Annotated in this window: 23 protein-coding genes; 6 read left to right on the top strand and 17 right to left on the bottom strand. The window is 64.4% G+C overall.

Features of this window, described 5'->3' with window-relative positions:
* The first annotated feature begins 8 nt into the window (after nucleotides 1-8).
* Nucleotides 9-782 carry a MetQ/NlpA family ABC transporter substrate-binding protein gene (locus tag RAM80_RS17405; protein WP_416421725.1) on the top strand — a complete coding sequence of 258 codons (774 nt, stop codon included), beginning with the start codon at nucleotides 9-11 and terminating at the stop codon, nucleotides 780-782.
* An 85-nt stretch (nucleotides 783-867) separates the two neighbouring features.
* Here the strand turns inward: RAM80_RS17405 and RAM80_RS17400 are convergent, their stop codons facing one another.
* From RAM80_RS17400 to RAM80_RS17380, 5 genes are read right to left on the bottom strand one after another with little or no spacing between them, the layout of a single operon-like run.
* Nucleotides 868-1,500, bottom strand: coding sequence for an SCO family protein (locus RAM80_RS17400; RefSeq protein WP_416421724.1), 633 nt, complete (start codon nucleotides 1,498-1,500; stop codon nucleotides 868-870).
* Complete coding sequence (gene cyoE, locus RAM80_RS17395) at nucleotides 1,497-2,393, bottom strand: heme o synthase (RefSeq protein ID WP_416421723.1); 897 nt, start codon at nucleotides 2,391-2,393, stop codon at nucleotides 1,497-1,499. The genes RAM80_RS17400 and cyoE overlap by 4 nt, the downstream gene beginning before the upstream one ends.
* Nucleotides 2,394-2,410: 17 nt before the next feature.
* Nucleotides 2,411-3,460, bottom strand: coding sequence for a COX15/CtaA family protein (locus RAM80_RS17390; protein WP_416421722.1), 1,050 nt, complete (start codon nucleotides 3,458-3,460; stop codon nucleotides 2,411-2,413).
* A 9-nt stretch (nucleotides 3,461-3,469) separates the two neighbouring features.
* Entirely contained in the window at nucleotides 3,470-4,063 is a 594-nt protein-coding gene (locus tag RAM80_RS17385) for a hypothetical protein (protein WP_416421721.1), read from the bottom strand.
* Nucleotides 4,029-4,784, bottom strand: coding sequence for an SURF1 family protein (locus tag RAM80_RS17380; protein WP_416421720.1), 756 nt, complete (start codon nucleotides 4,782-4,784; stop codon nucleotides 4,029-4,031). Before RAM80_RS17380 ends, RAM80_RS17385 begins: the two co-directional genes overlap by 35 nt.
* A gap of 25 nt (nucleotides 4,785-4,809) precedes the next feature.
* Here RAM80_RS17380 and RAM80_RS17375 point away from each other — a divergent pair, with 25 nt between their 5' ends.
* On the top strand, nucleotides 4,810-5,013 hold the full coding sequence (locus RAM80_RS17375) for a twin transmembrane helix small protein (protein ID WP_416421719.1): 204 nt from the start codon (nucleotides 4,810-4,812) through the stop codon (nucleotides 5,011-5,013).
* Nucleotides 5,014-5,019: 6 nt separating this feature from the next.
* Here the strand turns inward: RAM80_RS17375 and RAM80_RS17370 are convergent, their stop codons facing one another.
* From RAM80_RS17370 to coxB, 4 genes are read right to left on the bottom strand one after another with little or no spacing between them, the layout of a single operon-like run.
* Nucleotides 5,020-5,907, bottom strand: coding sequence for a cytochrome c oxidase subunit 3 (locus RAM80_RS17370; RefSeq protein ID WP_416421718.1), 888 nt, complete (start codon nucleotides 5,905-5,907; stop codon nucleotides 5,020-5,022).
* Nucleotides 5,908-5,940: 33 nt separating this feature from the next.
* Nucleotides 5,941-6,474 carry a cytochrome c oxidase assembly protein gene (locus RAM80_RS17365; RefSeq protein WP_416421717.1) on the bottom strand — a complete coding sequence of 178 codons (534 nt, stop codon included), beginning with the start codon at nucleotides 6,472-6,474 and terminating at the stop codon, nucleotides 5,941-5,943.
* Nucleotides 6,471-8,063, bottom strand: coding sequence for a cytochrome c oxidase subunit I (ctaD, locus tag RAM80_RS17360; RefSeq protein ID WP_416421716.1), 1,593 nt, complete (start codon nucleotides 8,061-8,063; stop codon nucleotides 6,471-6,473). The genes RAM80_RS17365 and ctaD overlap by 4 nt, the downstream gene beginning before the upstream one ends.
* Nucleotides 8,064-8,097: 34 nt before the next feature.
* The gene (gene coxB, locus RAM80_RS17355) at nucleotides 8,098-9,225 is read right to left on the bottom strand and encodes a cytochrome c oxidase subunit II (protein WP_416421715.1); all 1,128 of its coding nucleotides are present in this window, start codon (nucleotides 9,223-9,225) and stop codon (nucleotides 8,098-8,100) included.
* A 327-nt stretch (nucleotides 9,226-9,552) separates the two neighbouring features.
* Between coxB and RAM80_RS17350 the strand changes: the two genes are divergently transcribed.
* On the top strand, nucleotides 9,553-10,191 hold the full coding sequence (locus tag RAM80_RS17350; RefSeq protein WP_416421714.1) for a hypothetical protein: 639 nt from the start codon (nucleotides 9,553-9,555) through the stop codon (nucleotides 10,189-10,191).
* A 42-nt stretch (nucleotides 10,192-10,233) separates the two neighbouring features.
* On the opposite strand, the gene RAM80_RS17345 is transcribed toward RAM80_RS17350, so the two are convergent.
* The 6 genes from RAM80_RS17345 to RAM80_RS17320 all read right to left on the bottom strand — a co-directional run bounded on the left by RAM80_RS17345 (nucleotide 10,234) and on the right by RAM80_RS17320 (nucleotide 18,068).
* The gene (locus RAM80_RS17345) at nucleotides 10,234-11,763 is read right to left on the bottom strand and encodes a SulP family inorganic anion transporter (RefSeq protein ID WP_416421713.1); all 1,530 of its coding nucleotides are present in this window, start codon (nucleotides 11,761-11,763) and stop codon (nucleotides 10,234-10,236) included.
* A 202-nt stretch (nucleotides 11,764-11,965) separates the two neighbouring features.
* Nucleotides 11,966-12,685, bottom strand: a complete 720-nt coding sequence (locus RAM80_RS17340) for a carbonic anhydrase (protein WP_416421712.1) — start codon at nucleotides 12,683-12,685, stop codon at nucleotides 11,966-11,968.
* A 220-nt stretch (nucleotides 12,686-12,905) separates the two neighbouring features.
* On the bottom strand, nucleotides 12,906-13,964 hold the full coding sequence (locus RAM80_RS17335; protein ID WP_416421711.1) for a PA0069 family radical SAM protein: 1,059 nt from the start codon (nucleotides 13,962-13,964) through the stop codon (nucleotides 12,906-12,908).
* A 262-nt stretch (nucleotides 13,965-14,226) separates the two neighbouring features.
* On the bottom strand, nucleotides 14,227-15,528 hold the full coding sequence (locus tag RAM80_RS17330) for a c-type cytochrome (RefSeq protein ID WP_416421710.1): 1,302 nt from the start codon (nucleotides 15,526-15,528) through the stop codon (nucleotides 14,227-14,229).
* Nucleotides 15,529-15,540: 12 nt separating this feature from the next.
* On the bottom strand, nucleotides 15,541-17,325 hold the full coding sequence (locus RAM80_RS17325; protein WP_416421709.1) for a GMC family oxidoreductase: 1,785 nt from the start codon (nucleotides 17,323-17,325) through the stop codon (nucleotides 15,541-15,543).
* A 2-nt stretch (nucleotides 17,326-17,327) separates the two neighbouring features.
* Nucleotides 17,328-18,068 (bottom strand): gluconate 2-dehydrogenase subunit 3 family protein, encoded by a 741-nt coding sequence (locus RAM80_RS17320; protein ID WP_416421708.1) that lies wholly within the window; start codon nucleotides 18,066-18,068, stop codon nucleotides 17,328-17,330.
* Between the two features lie 322 nt (nucleotides 18,069-18,390).
* Between RAM80_RS17320 and RAM80_RS17315 the strand changes: the two genes are divergently transcribed.
* Nucleotides 18,391-19,032 carry a dual specificity protein phosphatase family protein gene (locus tag RAM80_RS17315; protein ID WP_416421707.1) on the top strand — a complete coding sequence of 214 codons (642 nt, stop codon included), beginning with the start codon at nucleotides 18,391-18,393 and terminating at the stop codon, nucleotides 19,030-19,032.
* Here RAM80_RS17315 and RAM80_RS17310 read toward each other — a convergent pair.
* Both RAM80_RS17310 and prlC read right to left on the bottom strand, forming a co-directional pair.
* Nucleotides 19,029-19,310 (bottom strand): YheV family putative zinc ribbon protein, encoded by a 282-nt coding sequence (locus RAM80_RS17310; protein ID WP_416421706.1) that lies wholly within the window; start codon nucleotides 19,308-19,310, stop codon nucleotides 19,029-19,031. The two genes, RAM80_RS17315 and RAM80_RS17310, sit on opposite strands and share 4 nt — an antisense overlap.
* On the bottom strand, nucleotides 19,307-21,358 hold the full coding sequence (prlC, locus tag RAM80_RS17305) for an oligopeptidase A (protein ID WP_416421705.1): 2,052 nt from the start codon (nucleotides 21,356-21,358) through the stop codon (nucleotides 19,307-19,309). The genes RAM80_RS17310 and prlC overlap by 4 nt, the downstream gene beginning before the upstream one ends.
* Nucleotides 21,359-21,447: 89 nt before the next feature.
* Between prlC and RAM80_RS17300 the strand changes: the two genes are divergently transcribed.
* A complete protein-coding gene (locus RAM80_RS17300; RefSeq protein ID WP_416421704.1) occupies nucleotides 21,448-22,011 on the top strand; it encodes a gamma carbonic anhydrase family protein in 564 nt (187 codons plus the stop codon).
* 14 nt (nucleotides 22,012-22,025) lie between these two features.
* The gene (locus RAM80_RS17295) at nucleotides 22,026-22,679 is read left to right on the top strand and encodes an HAD family hydrolase (protein WP_416421703.1); all 654 of its coding nucleotides are present in this window, start codon (nucleotides 22,026-22,028) and stop codon (nucleotides 22,677-22,679) included.
* Nucleotides 22,680-22,772 lie beyond the last annotated feature (93 nt).

Here is a 22,772-nt window from a genome sequence, read left to right as displayed (position 1 = left end):
GCTGAAAAATGAAAAAACTGCTGGCGGCCTTTGCCGCCGTGGCCGCCCTGTCGGCCCACGCCAATGACACCCTGAACGTGGCCGCCACCGCGGTGCCCCACGCCGAAATCCTCGAATTCGTGAAGCCGCAACTGGCCAAGGAAGGCGTGGACCTGAACGTGAAAGTGTTCACCGACTACATCCAGCCCAACGTGCAGGTCGCCGAGAAGCGCCTGGACGCGAACTTCTTCCAGCACCAGCCGTACCTGGATGAGTTCAACAACGGCAAGGGCACCAACCTTGTGGCCGTCACCGGCGTGCACCTGGAGCCCCTGGGCGCCTACTCCAGCAAATGGAAGAAACTGGCCGACCTGCCGGGCGGCGCCAACGTGGTCATCCCCAACGACGCCACCAACGGCGGTCGTGCGCTGTTGCTGCTGCAGAAAGTGGGCCTGATCAAGCTGAAGAACCCGACCGACATCCTGTCCACGCCCAAGGACATCGTCGAGAACAGCAAGGACCTGAAAATCCGCGAACTGGAAGCCGCCACCCTGCCGCGCGTGCTGACCCAGGTCGACCTGGCGCTGATCAACACCAACTATGCGCTGGAAGCCAAGCTGGACCCGTCCAAGGACGCCCTGGCCATCGAAGGCAACGACTCGCCTTACGTGAACATCCTGGTCGCCCGTCCGGACAACAAGGATTCGCCTGCCATGCAAAAACTGGCGGCAGCGCTGCACAGCCCTGAGCTGAAAGCGTTCATCCTCGAGAAGTACAAGGGCGCGGTACAGCCTGCGTTCTAAGCCTCCCTCCTGACGCCGCCTGGCGGCAGCTGCTACAAGAAATCCCGTAGCAGCGGCCGCAGGCCGCGTCACAGGCGCTGCATATTCAATCGCGCTGCACCAGCGCCGGCAGCTGCGCCGCCAGCTTCTGGCCGTTCAACGGCGCGCGAATAAAGCCCCGCTGCGTACCATCCGGCCCCAGCAACGCCAGGTTGCCGCTGTGCTCCACGGTGTAGTTGGGCTTGCTGGTGTCCGCCGGTATATAGGGAATGCTCAGGCCGTTGGCCAGCTTCTGCAGGCCGCTGCCATCGCCGGTAAAGCCGCGGAAATCCTTGTCGAAGTAACCCAGGTACTGCTTGAGCTGCTGCGGCGTGTCACGGTTGGGGTCGACGCTCACCAGGATCACCTGCAGGCGCGCCGCCACGGCCGGCGGCAGTTCGCTTTTCACCTGGCGCAGCTGCGCCAGGGTAGTGGGGCAGATGTCCGGGCAGAAGGTGTAGCCGAAGAACAGCACGCTCCACTTGCCCTTGAGGTTATCCAGCGCCACGGGCTGGCCGTCCTGGTCGGTCATGGTTACCGATGGGACACTGCGGTGCTCGGGCAGCAGGATAATGCCCGCGTCGATGAAGCCGGTGTTGGCGCCTTCGCGGTTGTCTTGCAGCACCCGGTGCACGGTGAGGCCGATGATGACCGCGACGATGGCGGCGAGGATGAAAACGGTTTTCTGGACTCGGGTCATAGGCTCAGCAACAGGTAGTGGTCGACGAGCAGGGCGATGAACAACAGCAACAGGTACCAGATGGAGTACTTGAACAGGCTCATGGCCGCGTGCGGATTGCTGCCACGGTACAGCACCACCGCCCATTGCAGGAAGCGCGCGCCCAGGCCAATGGCGCACAGCAGGTAGAGCAGGCCGCTCATGCGGATCACGTAGGGCAGCAGCGTGGCCACCAGCATCAGCCCGGTGTACAGCAGGATGTGCACCTTGGTGTAGTACACCCCGTGGGTCACCGGCAGCATGGGGATTTCCGCCCGAGCGTATTCATCGCGCCGGTGAATGGCCAGGGCCCAGAAGTGCGGAGGGGTCCAGGCGAAGATGATCAGCACCAGCAGCAGCGGCTCGGCGCTCATGTGCCCGGTGACGGCCACCCAACCCAGCATCGGCGGGGCCGCGCCAGCCAGGCCGCCGATGACGATGTTCTGCGGCGTGGCGCGCTTGAGGAAGCCGGTGTAGATCACCGCATAGCCCAGCAGGGAGGCCAGGGTCAGCCAGGCGCACAAGGGGTTGGTAAACACCAGCAACAGCACCATGCCGCCCAGCGCCAGCGCCGCAGCGAACGTCAGCGCCGCCGTGGGCCCCAATCGGCCTTCGGCCACGGGGCGCTTGTGGGTGCGGGCCATGAGCGCGTCGATGCGCCGGTCCACCACGTGGTTGATCACCGCCGCACCGCCGGCACACAGGGCAATGCCCAGGTTGCCGAACACCAGCACCGTCCATGGCACCCCGCTGCGCGTGGCCAGGAACATGCCGACCAGCGACGTCATCAGCATCAGCACCACTACCCGCGGCTTGGTCAGCTCCAGGTAGTCACGCCAGCCGGCCTGGGCATGCTCGCCCGTTGCCGTACTCATTGGCTTCTCCTCGAATGTCATTTACCCGGCCAGATCACCGGCAGGTGCGGGCGCCATGCCCGGCGCTGGGCAACGGCGCGCGGCACGGTGACCCAGCGCAGGCGGTAATTCACAACAATCAGCGTCATCAACAGTATGGCCCCACCTGCGTTATGGGCCACTGCCACGGCCAGGGGCAAATGCAACACCACGTTGCTGATGCCCAGCCCCACCTGCAAGGCCAAGGCCGCCAGCACGCCGACCGACAGTCGGCCCAGCCCTTCGACCCGCAGCCGCCAGGCCAGGCCCAGCAACACCAGGCTCAACACGCAGGCGCCAGCGCGGTGGGTGAGGTGGATGGCGGTGCGTGCCTCGCTGTCCAGGTGGCCGCCCAGGTAATTGGGGCCGATGTGCTGGGCCAGGTGGAAGCCGTTGGCGAAGTCGGCGTCGGGCAGCCATTGCCCTTGGCACAGCGGAAAGTCGGTGCAGGCCATGGCCGCGTAGTTGGAACTGACCCAGCCGCCCAGGGCGATCTGCCCGATCACCAGGCTCAAGCCCAGCAACGCCCAGCGCCGCAGCCGTGGCGACACCGCCGGCAGCGGGGCGAAAGCACCCGACAGCCGCAGGCTGAGCAGCAACAACAGGCTCAAGGTGGCGAAGCCGCCCAGCAGGTGCGAGGTGACCACCTGCGGCCACAACTTCAACGTCACCGTCCACATGCCGAACGCCGCCTGCGCCACAATCATCCCCAGCAGGGCCAGCGGCAGCCGGTAAGGCTGGCCGTCGCTGCCGTGGCGGCGCCAGGCCTGGATGGCCAGCAGGCCCACCAACAGCGCCAGGCTACCGGCACAGTAGCGGTGCACCATCTCGCTCCAGCCTTTTTCCGCTTCCACCGGGTGTTCCGGGAAGCGCGCCTGGGCGTGGGCCAGTTGCGCATCGGAGCTGGGCACGGCGATGAAGCTGTAGCAGCCCGGCCAGTCCGGGCAGCCCAGCCCGGCATGGGTGAGGCGGGTGTAGGCGCCCAGCAGCACCACCACCAGGGCCAGGACGGTTGCCAGCAGCGCAAGACGAAAGCCTGGTCGGACCATGGTCGACTCCTAACCGATATTGGACAGTTTCAGCAGTTGGCGCAGGTCGTCGAGCAGGTCCTTGCCGTTGACCTGGGCGCCGTAGCGCAGCACCAGGTTGCCGTGCGGGTCGATGATCCACAGGTACGGCCCAGGCTTGCCGTCGACCAGCGCGGTGTACTTGTCCAGCGCCAGCGGGTAGCGCTGCAAGCGTGGGTAGTCGCGGGCCAGCAGGGCTTCGTAGTCGGCGCTCTGCGGCTGCGGCGCGGCCAGGGCATGGCTGGCGCGCGAGGCGTCACGGCCCAGGCCGATCTGAATCTGCCGCGCCAGGTACACCAGCTGCTGGCAATCGGCGGCGCAGGCACCCGGGCTGGTCACCAGCAGCTGCCAGCGTTTCTCATCGGCCGGCACGCCCAGGTCGGCGCGGCCCTGGCCGTTGGCGATCAGCTCGCCATGGTAGCTGCGGCCCTGGGGCACCCAGAAGTCGAGCTTGTACATGAAGGTCGCCAGCACCATGGGGCCGACGGTGACGATGAAAATTAGCAGCAGCTGCAGGCGCCCGCTGCGGCGCGAGGGCCTTACCTTGGCCTCAGACAGCTCGGGTGGATTCATGGCCGCGCCCATGGCGTTTCTCCTTTTTATTATGGAAGCCGAAGTACAGGTACAGCCCCGCCAGGGTCAGGGACATGGCGAACCACTGCACGGCATAGCCGATATGCTGCTCGGGCCCCAGCGCCACCACCGGCCAGCCCAGCTGGTAGGTGGCCGGCCCGGGCATCAGGCGCAGCTCATGGTCATAACCCTCGCGCCCCAGCTCGGCCCACAGCTTGCCGGGGGCCAGTGCGGTCACCAGCCGGGGCCAGGGTTGATTGATGGGGTCGGCGCTCAGTTGATAGGTGGCGCCCGGCGGCACGTACACCCAGGCTTCCAGGTTCAGGACCTGGGCGGGGGTGTCGAAATGCGGCGAGGTACGGCGGTCCTGCCAGGGCAGCCAGCCGCGGTTGACCAGCAGCCACAGGCCGCTGGCCTGGTCGTGGAACGGCTGCAGCAGTTCCACGCCGACGTGACCGTCACGCTGGCGATTGTCGAGGATCAGGCTGTGATCGGCGTCGAACTGGCCGCGCAGCAGCACCCGGCGAAACGCCGGCGCATCCAGGCTCGCCAACTGCGTGCTGGTCACGGGCTCCGCCAACCGGTGCTGGGCATCCAGCGTCAGCAGCTGGCGTTTTTCCTCGGCACGCCCCAGTTGCCAGAAGCCCAGGCTGACCAGCGCCGGCAGCAGCGCCAGCACCACCAGGGTGGGCCACAGGCCGGGGCGAAAGCGCCTCGCTATACTTGAATTCATCGCCTGCCCCCTGTGGAGTGCCGCCATGCTCAAAGCCGCGATCGTGCTGATGTTGCTGGCCACGGTGGCCAGTTTGTTCAGCGGCCTGTTCTTTCTGGTCAAGGACGAGGGCCACTCCAACCGCCTGGTCAAGGCGCTGACCATACGCGTGATCCTGGCGGCGCTGACCATAGGCCTGGTGGCGTGGGGCTTCTACAGCGGCCAGCTCACGTCCCAGGCGCCCTGGTAGCCGCCGCTACAGCACGTACACGAAGATAAACAGCCCCACCCACACCACGTCGACGAAGTGCCAGTACCAGCTGGCCGCTTCGAACCCGAACTGGTGCTCGGCATCGAAATGCCCGCGCAGGATGCGGATCAGCATCACCGTCAGAATCAACGTGCCCATGGTCACGTGGGCGCCGTGGAAACCGGTAAGCATGAAGAATGTCGCGCCGTAGATCCCCGAACCCAGGGTCAGGCCCAGTTCCTGGTAAGCCTCGACGTATTCATGGGCCTGCAGGAACAGGAAGCTCACCCCCAGTAAGATGGTCGCCCCCAGCCACAGCTTCAGCGGGCCGCGGTGCCCGCGTTTCAGCGCGTGGTGGGCAATGGTCACGGTGACGCTGGAGCTGACCAGCAGCACGGTGTTGATCAGCGGCAGGTGCCAGGGGTCGATCACCGCCTTGGGCGGTGGGAACAGCTTGGGGTCGGGGGTGTGCAGCAGTGGCCAGGCGAACTGGAAGTTGGGCCACAGCATATGGGCGATGCCCTTGGGGCCTTCGCCGCCAAGCGCGGGGCCTGCGATGTTGCGCACGTAGAACAGGGCGCCGAAGAACGCCACGAAGAACATCACCTCGGAAAAGATGAACCACGACATGCCCCAGCGGAACGAGCGGTCCAGCTGCGGGCTGTAGAGCCCGGCGCGGCTCTCCTTGATGACCGCGCCAAACCAGCCGAACATCATGTAGGCAATGATCAGCGCGCCGACGAAAAAGATCCACGGCCCGTGGGAATGCTGGTGCGCCGCCTTCAGGTCGTTGAACCAGGTGCCCAGGCCGAACACCGTGGTGAACAGGCCCACCGTGGCAATGATCGGCCACTTGCTCTGCGCCGGGACGTAATAGTGCTCGTGGGTTGCCATGTGCGTGGTCTCCGTTGTTGCAGGTGCCCGCCCTTAGCTGCCGGTCTTGATGGGCGGGTGGCGGGCGGTGATGTCGAAGAGCGTGTAGGCCAGCGTCAGGTGCTTGATGTCCTTGGGCAGGTCACGATCGACAATGAACCGCACCGGCATCTCGATACGCTCGCCGGGGTCCAGTACCTGCTGGGTAAAACAGAAGCACTCGGTCTTGTGGAAATACTGCGCCGCCTCGGAAGGCGCGATGCTGGGCACCGCTTGGGCGCTCATGGCATGGTCGGTGGGGTTGCGCGCCACGAACAGCATCTGCGTGACCGCCCCGGGGTGCACGGTCACCTCCGGCGCCATGGAGTAGAACTCCCAGACCATGTCGGCGTTGTTGGTGGGCAGGAACTGCACGCGCACCTCGCGCGTGGCGTCCACCACCTGGCTGCCCTCGTACTGCCCGGCGGTCTTGCCGTTGATGCCGAACGCCTTGCACATCACGTCGTACAGCGGCACCAGGGCGAAGCCGAAGGCGAACATCAGCGCCACCACCAGCAACAGCCGTGGCACCAGGCGGCGGGTGTTCATTTCACCTCCGGCGGCGTGGTGAAGGTGTGGTAGGGGGCAGGCGATGGAATGGTCCATTCCAGGCCCTCGGCGCCATCCCAGGGTTTGGCCGGGGCAGGGGGGCCGCCGCGGATGGTCTTGATCACGATGAACAGGAAGAAGATCTGCGTGGCGCCAAAGGTGAACGCGCCGATGGACGAGACCATGTTGAAGTTGGCGAACTGCAGGTTGTAATCCGGCACCCGCCGCGGCATGCCGGCCAGCCCCACGAAGTGCATGGGGAAGAAGGCCATATTCATGCCGATGAACGACAGCCAGAAGTGCAGCTTGCCCAGGGTTTCGTCATACATGTGCCCGGTCCACTTCGGCAGCCAGTAATACGCCGAGGCAAAAATCCCGAAGATGGCCCCGGGCACCAGCACGTAGTGGAAGTGCGCTACCACGAAGTAGGTGTCCTGGTACTGGAAGTCGGCCGGTGCGATGGCCAGCATCAGCCCGGAAAAACCGCCGATGGTGAACAGGATCACGAAGGCCACGGCGAACAGCATGGGCGTCTCGAAGGTCAGCGAGCCCTGCCACATGGTGCTCACCCAGTTGAACACCTTCACCCCGGTGGGCACGGCGATCAGCATGGTGGCGTACATGAAGAACAGTTCGCCCACCAGCGGGATGCCCACCACGAACATGTGGTGCGCCCACACCAGGAATGACAGGAAGGCGATGCTGGCCGTGGCGTAGACCATGGAGGTGTAGCCGAACAGCGGCTTGCGCGAGAACGCCGGGATGATCGAGCTGATGGCGCCAAAGGCCGGCAGGATCATGATGTACACCTCGGGGTGGCCGAAGAACCAGAACACGTGCTGGAACAGCACCGGGTCGCCGCCACCAGCAGCGCTGAAGAAGCTGGTGCCGAAATGGATATCCATCAGCATCATGGTCACGCACCCGGCCAGCACCGGCATCACCGCGATCAGCAGGAACGCCGTGATCAGCCAGGTCCACACGAACAGCGGCATTTTCATCAGGGTCATGCCGGGGGCGCGCAGGTTGAGGATGGTGGCAATGATGTTGATGGCGCCCATGATCGAGCTGATGCCCATCAGGTGGATGGCGAAGATGAAGAAGGTCACGCTGGCCGGCGCGTAGGTGGTGGACAGCGGCGCGTAGAAGGTCCAGCCGAAGTTGGGGCCGCCACCTGGGCTGAACAGGGTCGACACCAGCAGCAGGAACGCCGCCGGCAGCAGCCAGAAACTGAAGTTATTCATGCGCGGCAGGGCCATGTCCGGCGCACCGATCATTAGCGGGATCATCCAGTTGGCCAGGCCGACGAACGCTGGCATCACCGCGCCGAACACCATCACCAGGCCGTGCATGGTGGTCATCTGGTTGAAGAATGCCGGTTCCACGATCTGCAGGCCGGGCTGGAACAGCTCGGCGCGGATGACCATGGCGAACGAACCACCGAGCAGGAACATGCAGAAGCTGAACCACAGGTACAAGGTACCGATGTCCTTGTGGTTGGTGGTCAGCACCCAGCGCATCAGGCCCTTGGCCGGGCCGTGGGCGTGGTCGGCCCCGGCGTGGCCATGATCATCGATCACTGCACTCATGTCCTGTCTCCCTGGGCAAGCACGCTTGCCCGGTTCATTTGGCTTGGGCCTGTTTCAATGCCAGCACGTCCTGGGGCGTGACCATGTCACCCTTGTTGTTGCCCCAGGCGTTGCGCTCGTAGGTCACCACGGCGGCGATATCCACTTCCGAGAGCTGCTTGCCGAAGGCAGCCATGGCGGTGCCCGGCTTGCCGAAGTACACCCGGTTGAGGTGGCCTTCCTTCGGCCCGGTGGCGATAGGCGATCCCTTGAGCGACGGGAACATCGGCGGCAAGCCCTGGCCCTCGGCCTGGTGACAGGCGACGCAGGTGGTGTGGTAGACCTTGTCGCCACGTTCCACCAGTTCCTGCAGGGTCCATTCCTTGCTGGTCAGCTCTTTCAGCTTGGCCGCCTCGGCCTTGCGCTCGCCCATCCAGGTATCGAAGTCGGCCTGGGTCTTGGCTTCCACCACGATGGGCATGAAGCCATGGTCCTTGCCGCACAGTTCGCTGCACTGGCCGCGGTAGATGCCCGGCTTGTCGATGCGCGTCCAGGCCTCGTTGATGAAGCCGGGGATGGCGTCGCGCTTGACCGCGAAGGCCGGCACCCACCAAGAATGGATGACGTCGGCGCCGGTGACCAGGAAGCGGATCTTCTTGCCCACCGGCAGCACCAGCGGGTTGTCCACTTCCAGCAGGTAGTGCTCGTCCTTGGGCGCCTGGTTGTGGATCTGCTCCTGGGGCGTGGCCAGGTTGCTGAAGAATTCCACGTCCTGGCCCAGGTACTTGTAGTGCCACTTCCACTGGTAGCCGGTGATCTGGATGTCCAGGTCGGGCTCGCTGGTGTCGTACATGCGGATGAGGGTGCGGGTGGCCGGAATGGCCATGACCACGAGGATGACCAGCGGTATGACGGTCCAGAGGATTTCCACCTTGGTGCTTTCGTGGAAATGCGCGGCGACCTGGCCGGTGGAGCGGCGGTGGATGACCATCGACCAGAACATCACGCCGAACACCACGATGCCGATGACCACGCAGATCCAGAAGATGGTCATGTGCAGGTCGAAGACCTGGTTGCTGATGTACGTCACGCCGGGGGCCATGTTGGTGGTCCAGGCAGCGTGGGCAGGTGTGAATGTCGACCACAGCGCTAGGCCCATCCAGACATGTGGATGTCGCATCATCGCGGGTTCCCCTTATCGTTCTTGTTCTACCCCAGGCTTTGCAAGCCCACGGCTAAGGGAGCGGCGGTCAAGACTACGAACTTCAACGGCCGGGGCCTTGCTGCGCTTGCAGTCGGGCATCAGGCAACGCGTTACTAAGGCGAGTATAGACAGCACCCCTAGGGGTGCAATGAAAGGCCGGAAATGAAAATTTCCTAGCAGGTGACCACAAGCCGTTATAGCCGTTCCATATAAAGGTTAAATAATTATGACAAATGCGTCTTAGGCGGCGTCAGAACCCAGCTACCCTAGGTCTTCCGTTTGAAATCGTTCCTTCCTGGAGTCTTCATGAACACCGCCGCATTGCGCGAGCAGATCCAACGTGCCCATCAACACGAGGCCGACACCGGCCATCTGACCCAGCAACTGGAAAAACAGCTTCCCCACCTGCACCCCGCCATCCAGCTTCCCGAAGCTGATCGCCAGGGCGTGCTGACCCGGTTCGTCAAGGCCTACATCGACCAGGTCCCTGACATGCTCGACGCCGCAAACGATGTCGCGGTCAAGGCCGGCATCGAGTCGCAGATCAAACCGGTGCTGAAAATCGCCGAACATTACTTCATCCAGCCGCCAAAGGAATTGAACGGACACGAAGGCCTGGACTGCCTGCTGGATGAAGCCTACCTGGCGCACCGCCTGGTGGAAGAGGTGAACGACCTGTACATCAAGCACTTCCAGCAGCCGCTGATTCCGCTGGACACCACGGTGGCCAACCTGATCGCCCACCAGCTGATCGGCGAGGCGTTTGCCAACCAGCTGGACGAGGTGGTGCACCATTCGGTGGACAACATGCTCAACGACGAAAGCTTCGCGCTGGAGTCGGTGGAGCAGTACCGCGACAAGCTGTCGGCCAAGGAAACCGGCGAGGCCTGGAGCCAGTGGCCGTGCCTGTCGCGGCAGTTCGGGCTGGAACTGGATCTGAATTAAGGCCCCATGACGCGGCCTTGCGGCCACTGCTACGGGGCTACGTCAGGCGTTTACCCCGGCCGAAGTGCGCATCTGCCCCTCGATACGCCGCTTCAGCCCGCGGCTTTCGATGATCAACCGCGAGCCACTGGCGCGGTTCGCCCGCCCCCAGTCCTCCAGCAGTTCCAGGCAGGAATGGTCGATGTAGCGCAGCCCGCCCAGCGGCACATGCACCACGCTACCCGCTGGAATGGTATCCAGCACCTGGGTCAGCGCCGGCACCTTGAGAAAGGTGGCGGCGCCAGTCAGGCGCAGTTCCAGTTCACCGTCGCCGCGCGGCACCAGGTTGATCTTCAACCGCGCCGCCTTCAGCGCCAGCATCAGCAAGGTCAGGGCAAAGCCCAGCAACACGCCGGTCAGCAGGTCGGTGAAGATGATCGCCAAGGCCGTCGCGCCGTAGATGAACATCGGCATCCGCCCATAGCGGCCCAGGCTGCGCAGCGCCTTGAGGTCCACCAGCTTGAAGCCGGTGTACACCAGCACGCCCGCCAGGCTGGCCACCGGAATGCTTTGCAGCACGCTGGACAGTGCCACCACGAACGCCAGCAGCCACACGCCATGCAACACCGCCGACAGCCGCGTCTGCGCACCCGCCTGGACGTTGGCCGAGCTGCGCACGATCACCCCGGTCATGGGCAGCGCGCCGACGATGCCACAGAGCATGTTGCCCACGCCCTGGGCGGACAATTCGCGGTCAAAATCCGAGCGCACGCCGTTGTGCATGCGGTCCACGGCCGCTGCCGACAGCAGGGTCTCGGCGCTGGCGATAAACGCCACGGCGAACGCGGCGACCAGCAGGGTCGGGTCGGCCAGGCTCATCAAGTCCGCAGGGCGCAGCCAGTCGATGGCCTCCGCCAGGTTGGCCGGCACCTCCACGCGCTTCACTGCCATGCCCAGCCACAGGCTCACGCCGGTAGCCACGCCAACACCCAGCAACGCCCCCGGCACGAAGCGCAGGCGCTGTGGCCGCAGCTTTTCCCAGGCAAACATGATGGCGATGGTGCCCAGCCCCAACAGGCCAGCCTGCCAGCCCAGGCCGCCGCCCATGACCGGCAGCGCTTCGGCCACCGCGCCGGGGAAGCCCAGCAGGTTATGCATGCCGGACGGCTGCGGCGTACGGTCGAGCATCACATGCACCTGGGACAACACGATCAACACGCCGATACCGGCGAGCATGCCGTACACCACCGCCGGCGCTGTAACCCGAAACCAGCAGCCCAGCTTGAAACGCCCGGCCAGCAGCTGCAGGAAGCCCGCCAGCAACAGGATCGGCCCCAGCATGGCCATGCCGTGCTGGCGCACTAGCTCGAACACCAACACCGCCAGGCCCGCTGCCGGCCCGCTGACCTGCAGGGGCGAGCCCGCCAGGAAACCCACCACCACGCCACCGATGATGCCGGTGATCAACCCTTTCGCCGGCGGCATGCCGGACGCGATGGCGATGCCCATGCACAGTGGCAGCGCCACCAGGAACACCACCACCGATGCCAATAACTCTCGCGGCAATACCGCCTTTAACTGTGTCATGTTCATGACGTTTCTCCTGAAAATAGTGCCTGGGACCCATTCCATGGCCGCTGTCGAAAACCCTGTGGCTTTTTTCGGGCGTGCAGCTGCCCGCAACCGGTCTGGCAGGGCCGGCTGGCATTCACATGGTTTTCGATAACGGCAACGGGGCGGACGGCGTACCGAAGTACGCCGTCGTTCAGGCCTCGTTTATCGCAAGGTCGAGCGTTTAGAAGCGCCCTTTGGGCGTTGCGCTCGGTGTCGGCAGGGAGCCGTCCAGAGGGACGAAGCAGTCACGCTCAGCATCATAGGCTTTGATTTCGCTGGTCTCGATGCTGTAGATCCAGCCATGGATGAACAACTGGCCGGCGGCCATGCGCGAGGCCACCGAGGGGTGGGTGCGCAGGTGTTGCAGCTGGGCAATGACGTTCTCTTCGGTCAGTACCTGCATGCTTTCGGCTTCGGTGGCGCAGTTGCAGTTGTCGTGCACCACGGTCTTGGCCACCTCGGCGTGACGCAGCCAGGCCTTCACCGTCGGCATCTTTTCCAGCGTGTGCGGGTTGAGCACGGCGCGCATGGCGCCGCAGTCCGAGTGCCCGCACACGATGATGTGGTGCACGCCCAACGCCATCACGGCGTATTCGATGGCGGTGGAAACACCACCGTTCATCTGCCCGTACGGCGGCACCACGTTGCCCACGTTGCGGGTCACGAACAGGTCACCCGGCGAGCTGTGGGTAATCAGCTCTGGCACGATCCGCGAGTCTGCGCAGGTAATGAACATCGCCCTCGGGGTTTGGGCCGTGGCGAGCTTCTTGAACAGTTCTTCCTGCTGCGGAAACACTTCGTGATGAAAATGCAGGAAGCCATCGACGATGGTCTTCAACGCAGCTTCCGCAGATTCAGCCTCGACGGCCGGCTCGTTCAGGGAAGAGTCCTTGTCGGTCATGATTCGTCCTCGTGAGTCGGTTAAAGGATTTTTCCCATTTTACGGGGTAAAACGTCCTACAAGAAGAAACTATGCAAGGCGTTTGATGCAGCTTAGTGACTATTGGGTCACGTGGGATTCAAGGTAGAGATGAAATCTTAATTCAACCTGAATGGAAGGCTCTGGGGCGGGGGTTTGAAGTGTTTCAGGAAGCTACGAAGTGATATCAATCTGGCACTTATCACAACAACGACATCTGCCCCCCCGGCGGGCAAAACGCCGTGCAATCCAGCGCATACCCCTCGCGCCGCTCCAGCCCATGGCGCTTGATGCCTGCCCTGAAGCGCTGTTCCAGCAAGTCGGCGAACACCCCCTCGCCGCGAAAGCGTGCGCCGAAGCGGCTGTCGTACAGTTCGCCGCCGCGGCTCTGGCGGATCAGGCTCAACACATGCTCGGCGCGCTGGGGGTAGTGTTGCTGCAGCCATTCCTCGAACAGCGGGGCAACCTCCAGCGGCAGGCGCACCATGATGTAGCTGGCGGTCAGGGCACCGGCAGCCTTGGCCTCGCGCAACAGGCTTTCCAGCTCCATGTCGTTGATCATGGGGATCATCGGCGAGCACAGCACGCCCACCGGGATGCCGGCGTCGCGCATCACGCGAATGGCCCGCAGGCGCGCCTTGGGCGCGGCGGCGCGGGGTTCCAGGGTGCGCTTGAGTTCGTCGTCGAGGGTGGTGAGGCTGATCATTACCGACACCAGATTGAGCTTCGCCAGTTCGCTGAGCAGGTCCAGGTCGCGCAGTATCAGCGAGCCCTTGGTGACGATGGTGACGGGATGGCGGTAGCGCAGCAGCACCTCCAGCACCGCGCGGGTCAGCTTGTGCTCGCGCTCGATGGGCTGGTAGGGGTCGGTGTTGGAGCCCAGGTTGATCGGCGCCACCTTATAGCCACGCTTGGACAGCTGCTGCTCCAGCAGCGCCGCGGCGTTGGTCTTGGCGATCAGCTTGGTTTCGAAGTCCAGGCCGGGGGACATGTCCCAGTAGGCATGGCTGGGGCGGGCATAGCAGTAGATGCAGCCGTGCTCGCAACCGCGGTAGGGGTTGATGGTGCGGTCGAAGGGCAGGTCGGGGGAGCTGTTGCGGGTGATGATGCTCTTGGCCGTCTCGATGCGCACTTCGGTGCCCTGGGTGACAGGCACTTCCTGATACCAGCCGTCGTCCTCGGCCACCGAGCGGTGGGCGGCGAAGCGGTTGTGCGGGTTGGCGGCGGTGCCGCGGCCGCGTGGGGGCAGGGGCGTGGACATGGGCGGGCCTCTAGGCTGTATTTATATACAGTACATCGAGACCTGGGGGTTTGGATAGGGCCGGTAGTCTGGCGGCGTCGGGGACGCGGCCTGCGGCGGATGGCCGCCCCGCCGCTGCTACATAAACCGCGTTGCCTGCATCGCGACTAAAGTCGGCTCCTACACCGCGCGTGGTAGGAGCCGGCCTTGGCCGCGATGCAGCCCACGCGATCAGCGGGTTGCGCGCATCCCTGCAGCAGCTGCCGAAGGCGGCGTCAGGGCACTACTTGGACGTCACCTGCCCAAGGTCATCCCCCGAGGTGGTCTTCAGGTCGTCGGTGCGCAACGCTTTCACGTCCTTCGCCGACACCTGCGACCCCTGGTTGCCCCAGCTGGTGCGGATGAAGTTCACCACGTCCGCCACTTCCTGGTCCGACAGGCGCCAGGCGTAGGACGGCATGGTGAAGTTCGACGGCGCGGTCTTGGTGGCCACCAGGGTGCCGCCCTTGAGCACGATGTGGATCAACGACGTCGGGTCATCGGTCTGCAGCACCGGGTTGCCGGCCAGGGCCGGGAACACGCGGGTGTAGCCCTTGCCGTCGGTGCGGTGGCAGGCGGCGCAGTTGTCGATGTACACCGAGGCGCCCGGCTTACTGTCGTCGCCCTTCCACAGCGCGTCGGCCACGGCCTTGTCGTAGACCTGCGGCTTGTCGTCGGGATTCACCGCCGGCAACGACTTCAGGTAACGGGCGATGGCGGTCAGGTCGGCGTCGCTCATGTACTGCATGCTGTGCTCGACCACGTCGCTCATGCCGCCGAACACCGCGGTACGGTCGCTGCGGCCGGTCTTGAGGAAGGCCACCAGGTCGGCCTCGCTCCAGCTGCCCAGGCCGTCCTTGTGGTCGCCGCGCAGGCTCTTGGCGATCCAGCCTTCAAGCGGCGCGGAACCTGCCAGGAACTCCTTGCCGTCGGCCGGGTTCAGGGCTTTTTCCTGCATGGTGATGGCACGCGGGGTGTGGCAGGCGCCACAGTGGCCCAGGCCCTCGACCAGGTAGGCGCCGCGGTTGATGCTTTCATCCGCGCCCGCGGCCTTGAACGGCTCGACCTTGGGCGCGAACATGCCGCGCCAGATCGCCAGCGGCCAGCGCATGCTCAGCGGCCAGGGGATGTCGACGTCCTTGTTCTCCTGGGGTACCGGCTGCACACCCTTCATGAAGTAGGCGTACAGGGCCTGCATGTCTTCGTCGGTGACGCGGGCGTAGGACGGGTAGGGCATGGCCGGGTACAGAGTGCTGCCGCTCTTGCCGACGCCGTGGCGCACGGCCTGGTCGAAGTCTTCGTACGAATATTCGCCGATGCCGGTCTTGTCCGGGGTGATGTTGGTGGAGTAGATGGTGCCGATCGGCGTCTCCATCGGCAGGCCACCGGCGAAGGGCTTGCCGCCCTTGGCGGTGTGGCAGGCCACGCAGTCACCGGCGCGCGCCAGGTATTCACCTTTCTGCACCAGGGCCGGGTCGAACGAAGGTTCGGCTGCCCACACGGGCAGGCTGGCCAGGGCCAGGGATGCGATAAACAGTTTGCTCATGATCATCGCTCCTTAAGCCTGCACCAGCGGGCCGGGGTTCTTCAGGTACTGCTCGCGGATGGCCTTGGCCGACCAGTAGGTCAGGGCTGCCACCAGGCCGGTAGGGTTATAGCCCAGGCCTTGTGGGAAGGCGGAGGCACCCGGCACGAACACGTTGTGTACGTCCCAGCTCTGCAGGTAACGGTTGATGGCGCTGGTCTTGGGGTCGGTGCCCATGATCGCACCGCCGTTGAGGTGGGTAGTCTGGTAGGCGGCGGTGTTGAATTTCTCACCGACCTTCTTGCCCAGGATGGCGATGGACTTGGGGTTCATGGCCTTGGCGATCTTGCTCAGCTTGTCGGCCATGAACATGTTCATCTTGATGTCGTTTTCCTGCCAGTTGAAGGTCATGCGCAGCAGCGGCAGGCCGTAGGCATCCTTGTAGGTAGGGTCGAGATCGAGGTAGTTGCCACGGTAGGACTGGTGCGCGCCGTGGGCGTCCATGGACACCTGGTGGGTGTAGTACTCGGCCGTGGTCTTCTTCCAGGCGCTGCCCCAGGCCGGGGTGCCCGGCGGGTTCGAGGTGCCGGCGATAGGGCGGCTGCCGGCCTGGTTGACCCAGAACGGCGAGCCACCGACGAAGCCGTGGGGGCCGTGGTCGAAGTTGTCGGCGTTGAAGTCATCGATCGCCACGCCATTGCCGCCGGCGCCGATGAAGTTGTTGGTGTGGGTGTCCTTGTCGAAGAACGCCTTCACCGTGGCCATGTTCTGGTAGGCGAAGTTGCGGCCCACCACGCCTTCGCCGCTGATCGGGTCGTACGGCTTGCCGATGCCCGACAGCAGCATCAGGCGCACGTTGTTGAACTGGAACGCACCGAGGATCACCAGGTCCGCCGGCTGTTCCACTTCGCGGCCCTGGGCGTCGATGTAGCTGACGCCGGTGGCCAGCTTCTTGTCGTCGGTCAGGTTCACGCGCAGCACGTGGGCGTTGGTGCGCAGCTCGAACTTGGGCTCCTGGCGCAGCGCCGGGAGGATGTTCACGTTCGGCGAGGCCTTGGAATACATGTAGCAGACATAGCCGCTGCAGAAACCGCAGAAGTTGCACGGGCCCATCTGCGCGCCATAGGGGTTGGTGTACGGCCCCGAAGTGTTGGCAGACGGCAGGTTGTAGGGCTTGTAGCCCGACTCGGTGGCGGCCTTGTGGAACAGCATCGCCGACACGCCGTTCTTCTGCGCTTCCAGCGGGAACGGGTTGGAACGGTCGGGCGCGTAGGCGTTGCCGCCCTTGCCTTCACCCACCACCTGGCCCTTAACCGACCAGGCGGTACCGGAGGTGCCGAAGACCTTTTCCGAGAAGTCGAAGAACGGCTCCAGCTCTTCGTAGGTCACGCCGAAGTCCTGGATGGTCATGTCCTTGGGGATGAAGTTCTTGCCGTAGCGCTCTTCATAGTGGCTGCGCATGCGCAACTCGATCGGGTCGACCCGGAAGTGCACGCCCGACCAGTGCAGGCCGGCACCGCCCACGCCCTTGCCCGGCAGGAACGCGCCCAGCTGGCGGTTCGGCAGGGCCACGTCGTTGACGCTGTGGCGAATGGTGACGGTTTCCTTGGAAATGTCCTGGAAGAGTTTTTTGCGCACGCTGTAGGTCAATTCATCAATGACCTGGGGATAGTTGCCGTCCGGGTAGGTGTCCTGCATCGGGCCGCGCTCCAGCGCCACCACGTTCAGGCCGGCCTCGGTCAGCTCCTTGGCCATGATTGCGCCAGTCCAGCCGAAGCCGACGATCACGGCGTCGACTTTTTTCAATACGGTCGCCATGCTCAAGCCCTCTCGCCGCGAATGGATACTGCCGGGAAGGGGTAAGCCTCGTTGCGTTCAACCCAGTCCATGAAATCGGCGCGCGCGCCGGGGAAGCCCACCAGGGTCCAGCCCACCAGCCCCTTGTTGCCGCCGTGCACCGGGTCGCTGAAGAAGCCTTCCTTGGTGTTCTGGATCAGCAGCGCGAAGAACGCCTTGGACGGCACGTCATCGAACTGGATCTCGCCGGACTCAAGCTTGGTCAGCACGCTTTCCTGGGCAGCGGTATCCAGCTGGGCGAACACCTTGCCCGCCTGCTTCTTGCACCAGGCGTCGGTGGCGGCGATGCCCAGGCGGTAGATTTCCTTGGGCACCAGCTTGAGCTGGTAGCCCATTTCCGGCGGCGCGTCGGCCACGAACGGGCCCTGCATGAACCACAACGCACCGCTGGCGTAGGCGGTGTTCATCTGCCGGTCGATGAATTCCGGCGCACCGGCTTCCAGCGCGCCCGGGCCCAGGTCGTCGGCCGGGATCAGCCGCGCCACGGCGGCGTTGACGAACGCCCACTCCTCGGCGGTGAAGTAGCTGGGCTGGTAGTCCTGCGCAGGCTTGACTGGCGCAGGCTCGGGCTTTTTCTCCGGCGCGGCCATCAGCTCGCCCACACCCATGCCCAGGCCAGTGCTGGCCACGGTCACTACGGGTATCAGGGTGAGAGTCTTGCGCAGGAAATCCCGGCGCGGGTTGTCGTGGTCTTGCTCAGACATGGGGGATCCTCATCCGATCACGGATTATTCGCAGCCTTGGGGCTGCTTTATCGTTTTGAATTGCTCATCGAGCTGCACAGGCAGGCATCGCGTTGCCCTTAGTAAAGAACATCGCGACGTTTTTTAGTTTTATCGAGTCTGGGCGGCACGCCAGGGTGTTGCTTCAGCCTACGTAGAGGCGTTTTGAGAAGCGAAAATGTAACCGGTTTCAGCCCGGTTTTACAGGGTTTTTATACGAAGTTTTTACAAACACCCAACACAGCTTTCACGCCATCGGGGCCATTCTTGCGCCCCATAAGCCCACCGCCCATCCGGATCTGCCATGTCTTTGCTGCGCCGTCTGTTGTTTTGCCTGCCGCTGTCGTTGAGCCTGGCCACCACCTGCTTCGCCGGCGAGCCCAGCGTGGACGTGGCCCCGCGCCCGGCGCAGTGGGCGCAATCGGTGGAGCCGCACTACAACCTGTACCAGATGAGCCCCACGCTGTACCGCAGCGCCCTGCCTGACGAACAGGCGGTGCCGTTGCTGGGCAAACTGCAGATCAAGACCGTGGTCAGTTTCCTCCCCGAGTCGGATGAAACCTGGCTCAAGGAGCCGCAGATCAACCGGGTGCAACTGCCGATGCGCACCGTGCACGCCGATGACGCGCAGATCATCGCGGCGTTGCGGGCCATCCAGGAGGCCCAGGCCAAGGGCCCGGTGCTGATTCATTGCAAGCACGGCATGGACCGCACCGGCCTGGTGTCGGCAATGTACCGGGTGGTGGTGCAGGGCTGGAGCAAGCAGGACGCGGTGGCCGAGATGACCCAAGGCGGGTTCGGCGACCTCAAGCGGATGAAATACGGTATCGACTACATCAATGGCGTTGACGTGGAAAGCGTGCGCAACGCCCTGGCCAGCGGGGCGTGCAGCACCAACCCCCTGGCCGCGTGCGCGGTCAAGGGGCTGTTCAAGGCGTTGATCTAAGCCTGGGGCTTCTTCAACTTGGGGTTGGGGAAGAACTGCACCGTCTGCACTTTCGGGTTGGCCACCTTCGGCGCGGCCTGGTTGACCCGCGTCCCCAGCTCGCTGGGAATCGACTGGCCCTGGGCGTTCAGCGTGTCGCTGTAGCCGCAGGCCACGCACTCGCGGTGCGGCACCTCGTCCTCGCTCCACATCATCAACTTGTCGGACTCGCTGCACGCCGGGCAAACCGCCCCGGCGATGAAGCGTTTCTTGGTCTTGATCACGGTCACTTCACTCATGCTGCCGCGTCCTCACTCAGGCCGCTATGGCGCAAGAGTGCATCAATCGACGGCTCGCGGCCGCGGAAGTCGACGAACAGCACCATCGGCTCCTGGGAACCGCCACGCGCCAGGATGGCTTCGCGGAATGCGCGGCCAGTGGCTTCGTTGAGCACGCCTTCTTCCTCGAAACGCGAGAACGCGTCCGCCGACAGCACTTCGGCCCACTTGTAGCTGTAGTAGCCCGCCGCGTAACCGCCGGCGAAGATGTGCGCGAAGCTGTTGGGGAAGCGGTTGTACGCCGGTGGGCGCATGACCGAGACCTCGTCGCGCACGCCTTCGAGCACCTGCAGCACGCCGCGGCCATCGCCGTGGGTGGCGTGCAGTTCGAAGTCGAACAGCGAGAATTCCAGCTGGCGCACCATCATCAGGCCAGACTGGAAGTTTTTCGCCGCCAGCATTTTTTCCAGCAGGTCCTGGGGCAGGGCGTCGCCGCTTTCGTAGTGACCGGAAATCAGCGCCAGGCCTTCAGGCTCCCAGCACCAGTTTTCCATGAACTGGCTTGGCAGCTCGACCGCATCCCACGCCACGCCATTGATACCCGACACGCCAGCGTGCTCGACGCGGGTCAGCAGGTGGTGCAGGCCATGGCCGAACTCGTGGAACAGGGTGGTCACTTCGTCGTGGGTCAGCAGCGCTGGCTTGCCGGCGTCGGCCGGGGTGAAGTTGCACACCAGATTGGCCACCGGGCTTTGCAGCGCGCCATCGGCGGTGCGGCGGTGGTCACGGGCGCCGTCCATCCAGGCACCGCCACGCTTGTTGGCGCGGGCGTACAGGTCGAAGAAGAAGCGGCCCACGTGCTTGCCGTTTTCCTTGATCTCGAACAGGCGCACGTCCGGGTGCCAGGTGTCGAAGCCGGTCTGCTCGGCGATTTCGATGCCGTACAGGCGCTGGACGATGGCGAACAGGCCGGTCAGCACCTTGTCGATCGGGAAGTAGGCGCGCAGCGCTTCCTGGGAGACGCTGTAGCGTTGCTCACGCAGTTTTTCACCGTAGAAACCGCTGTCCCAGCTTTGCAGGTCCGGGCAGCCCTGCTCGGCGGCGTAGGCCTTGAGCTGGGCCAGGTCTTGCGCGGCGAACGGCTTGCTGCGCTTGGCCAGGTCGCGCAGGAAACCCAGCACCTGGTCGCTGGACTCGGCCATCTTGGTGGCCAGGCTCAGCTCGGCGAAGCTTGCGTAGCCCAGCAGCCTGGCCAGTTCCTGGCGCAGGTCGAGGATCTGTTCCATCACCGGGCCGTTGTCATTCTGGCCGGCGTTGGGGCCCTGGTCGGAGGCGCGGGTGCAGTAGGCAGCGTAGATTTCCTCGCGAAGGGCACGGTCCTGGGCGTAGGTCATCACCGCGTAGTAGCTGGGGAATTCCAGGCTGATCAGCCAGCCGTCCAGGCCCTTGGCCTTGGCGGCGGCAGCCATTTGCGCCTTGGCCGAGTCGGTCAGGCCGGCCAGGGCCGCTTCGTCAGTGACGTGCTTGGTCCAGGCCTGGGTGGCGTCCAGCAGCTGGTTGGAGAACTTGCTGCCCAGCTCCGACAGTTTGCTCTGCACTTTGGCGTAGCGCTGCTGCTGCTCGGGCGGCAGGTCGATACCCGACAGGCGGAAGTCGCGCAGCGAATGCTCGAGGATGGTTTTTTGCGCCACGTCGAAGGACGCCGCTTCCGGGCCGTTGGCCAGCGCTTCATAGGCCTTGAACAGCTCGCGGTTCTGGCCCATCTCGGTGGAGTAGGCGCTCAGGGCCGGCAGGCAGGCTTCATACGCCTGGCGCAGTTCCGGGCTGTTGCAGACTGCGTTAAGGTGGCTGACTGGGCTCCAGGCCGCGCCGAGGCGGTCGTTGAGCTCGTCCATGGCCAGTACCAGGCCGGCCCAGGTAGGCTGCTTGGCCTGGGTTTCGAGAATCTTGGCGATCGCCGCACGGTTGTCGGCCAGGATCTGTTCAATCGCCGGCTGTACGTGCTCGGCACGGATCGCCGAGAACGGTGGCAGGTCATAAGACTGCAGTAGCGGGTTGGTCGCGCTCACGGATACACACCTTGGCTGAAGAAACACCAGCCCATCTTAATTACAATCGGCGCTGACCGCAGCTATCAACGCCAGAGAAGGAGCCTATCGTGGCCATTCGCACTTTCCAGCAGCACACGCCCCAGGTGGGCGCGCGGGCGTTTGTCGACCGTTCGGCGGTTGTCATCGGCGATGTCGAAATCGGCGAGGACAGTTCGGTGTGGCCCATGACCGTGATCCGCGGCGACATGCACCGCATCCGCATCGGCGCGCGCACCAGCGTGCAGGATGCCAGCGTGCTGCACATCACCCACGCCGGGCCCTTCAACCCCGACGGCTTCCCGCTGATCATCGGCGACGACGTGACCATCGGCCACAAGGTGATGCTGCACGGCTGCACCGTGGGCAGCCGCATCCTGATCGGCATGGGCAGCACGGTCATGGACGGCGCCGTGGTGGAAGACGAGGTCATCATCGGCGCCGGCAGCCTGGTACCACCGGGCAAGCGCCTGGAAAGTGGCTTCCTGTACGTGGGCAGCCCGGTGAAGCAGGCGCGCCCGCTGACCGACAAGGAGCGCAACTTCTTCACCTACACCGCCGGCAACTACGTGAAACTCAAGGACCAGCACCTGGAGGCCGGCTTCGCCAGCCCCAACCCGCTGTCCACCGACTGATTCGGAAAATTCCCATGCATTATCAGAACATTCTCTTCGACCTGGACGGCACCCTCACCGACCCGCGCGAAGGCATCACCCGCTCGATCCAGTACGCCCTGGAAAAGCTCGGCATCATCGAGCCAGACCTGCGCAAGCTCGAGCACTTCATTGGCCCGCCGCTGCTGCAGGCGTTCATGCAGTTCTACGGGTTCGAGGAAGAGAAGGCCTGGCAGGCGGTGAATTTCTACCGCGAGCGCTTCAAGGTCACCGGCCTGTACGAAAACGAAGTGTTCGAGGGCGTGATCGAGCTGCTGGAAACCCTGGAGGCCCAGGGCCGCCACCTGTACGTGGCCACCTCCAAGCCGTGGGAATTTGCCCGCGAGATCGCCCGGCATTTCGATTTCGCCAAGCACTTCAAGGTGATCTACGGCAGCGAGCTGGACGGCACCCGCACCAACAAGGTCGAGCTGCTCGCCCACCTGCTCAAGGAAGAGGGCCTGGACCCGGCCCAGACGCTGATGATCGGCGACCGCAAGCACGACCTGATCGGCGCCAAGGCCAACGGCCTCGACGTGGTGGCGGTGGGCTACGGCTTCGGCAGCCGCGAGGAGCTGGAGGCCGAGGCGCCGACCTATCATTTCGATACGCTGGCTGAGCTGCATCAAGCCTTCCTTACCCCGGTGTAATTGGCACTCCACTCCGGTAGGAGCCGACCTTGGTCGCGATGGGGCCACCGCCGTACGTCAGGCAGGCGAGTTTGTGGCGCCTGCATCGCGACC

Origin of the sequence: Pseudomonas sp. App30 (genome assembly GCF_047947025.1) — a bacterium.
In the GTDB taxonomy this organism is placed as follows: Bacteria; Pseudomonadota; Gammaproteobacteria; order Pseudomonadales; family Pseudomonadaceae; genus Aquipseudomonas.
This window is presented reverse-complemented; position numbering and strand designations above follow the sequence as displayed.

What these genes read in the sequence shown, in the direction of transcription:
- RAM80_RS17375 (WP_416421719.1), top strand. Translation starts at nt 4,810, where the DNA reads ATGCTCAAAGCCGCGATCGTGCTGATGTTGCTGGCCACGGTGGCCAGT.
- RAM80_RS17365 (WP_416421717.1), bottom strand. Translation starts at nt 6,474, where the DNA reads ATGAACACCCGCCGCCTGGTGCCACGGCTGTTGCTGGTGGTGGCGCTG.
- RAM80_RS17350 (WP_416421714.1), top strand. Translation starts at nt 9,553, where the DNA reads ATGAACACCGCCGCATTGCGCGAGCAGATCCAACGTGCCCATCAACAC.
- coxB (WP_416421715.1), bottom strand. Translation starts at nt 9,225, where the DNA reads ATGATGCGACATCCACATGTCTGGATGGGCCTAGCGCTGTGGTCGACA.
- RAM80_RS17390 (WP_416421722.1), bottom strand. Translation starts at nt 3,460, where the DNA reads ATGGTCCGACCAGGCTTTCGTCTTGCGCTGCTGGCAACCGTCCTGGCC.
- RAM80_RS17370 (WP_416421718.1), bottom strand. Translation starts at nt 5,907, where the DNA reads ATGGCAACCCACGAGCACTATTACGTCCCGGCGCAGAGCAAGTGGCCG.
- cyoE (WP_416421723.1), bottom strand. Translation starts at nt 2,393, where the DNA reads ATGAGTACGGCAACGGGCGAGCATGCCCAGGCCGGCTGGCGTGACTAC.
- RAM80_RS17405 (WP_416421725.1), top strand. Translation starts at nt 9, where the DNA reads ATGAAAAAACTGCTGGCGGCCTTTGCCGCCGTGGCCGCCCTGTCGGCC.
- RAM80_RS17385 (WP_416421721.1), bottom strand. Translation starts at nt 4,063, where the DNA reads ATGGGCGCGGCCATGAATCCACCCGAGCTGTCTGAGGCCAAGGTAAGG.
- RAM80_RS17335 (WP_416421711.1), bottom strand. Translation starts at nt 13,964, where the DNA reads ATGTCCACGCCCCTGCCCCCACGCGGCCGCGGCACCGCCGCCAACCCG.
- RAM80_RS17325 (WP_416421709.1), bottom strand. Translation starts at nt 17,325, where the DNA reads ATGGCGACCGTATTGAAAAAAGTCGACGCCGTGATCGTCGGCTTCGGC.
- RAM80_RS17320 (WP_416421708.1), bottom strand. Translation starts at nt 18,068, where the DNA reads ATGTCTGAGCAAGACCACGACAACCCGCGCCGGGATTTCCTGCGCAAG.
- ctaD (WP_416421716.1), bottom strand. Translation starts at nt 8,063, where the DNA reads ATGAGTGCAGTGATCGATGATCATGGCCACGCCGGGGCCGACCACGCC.
- RAM80_RS17400 (WP_416421724.1), bottom strand. Translation starts at nt 1,500, where the DNA reads ATGACCCGAGTCCAGAAAACCGTTTTCATCCTCGCCGCCATCGTCGCG.
- RAM80_RS17330 (WP_416421710.1), bottom strand. Translation starts at nt 15,528, where the DNA reads ATGAGCAAACTGTTTATCGCATCCCTGGCCCTGGCCAGCCTGCCCGTG.
- RAM80_RS17295 (WP_416421703.1), top strand. Translation starts at nt 22,026, where the DNA reads ATGCATTATCAGAACATTCTCTTCGACCTGGACGGCACCCTCACCGAC.
- RAM80_RS17310 (WP_416421706.1), bottom strand. Translation starts at nt 19,310, where the DNA reads ATGAGTGAAGTGACCGTGATCAAGACCAAGAAACGCTTCATCGCCGGG.
- RAM80_RS17345 (WP_416421713.1), bottom strand. Translation starts at nt 11,763, where the DNA reads ATGAACATGACACAGTTAAAGGCGGTATTGCCGCGAGAGTTATTGGCA.
- RAM80_RS17315 (WP_416421707.1), top strand. Translation starts at nt 18,391, where the DNA reads ATGTCTTTGCTGCGCCGTCTGTTGTTTTGCCTGCCGCTGTCGTTGAGC.
- RAM80_RS17380 (WP_416421720.1), bottom strand. Translation starts at nt 4,784, where the DNA reads ATGAATTCAAGTATAGCGAGGCGCTTTCGCCCCGGCCTGTGGCCCACC.
- RAM80_RS17340 (WP_416421712.1), bottom strand. Translation starts at nt 12,685, where the DNA reads ATGACCGACAAGGACTCTTCCCTGAACGAGCCGGCCGTCGAGGCTGAA.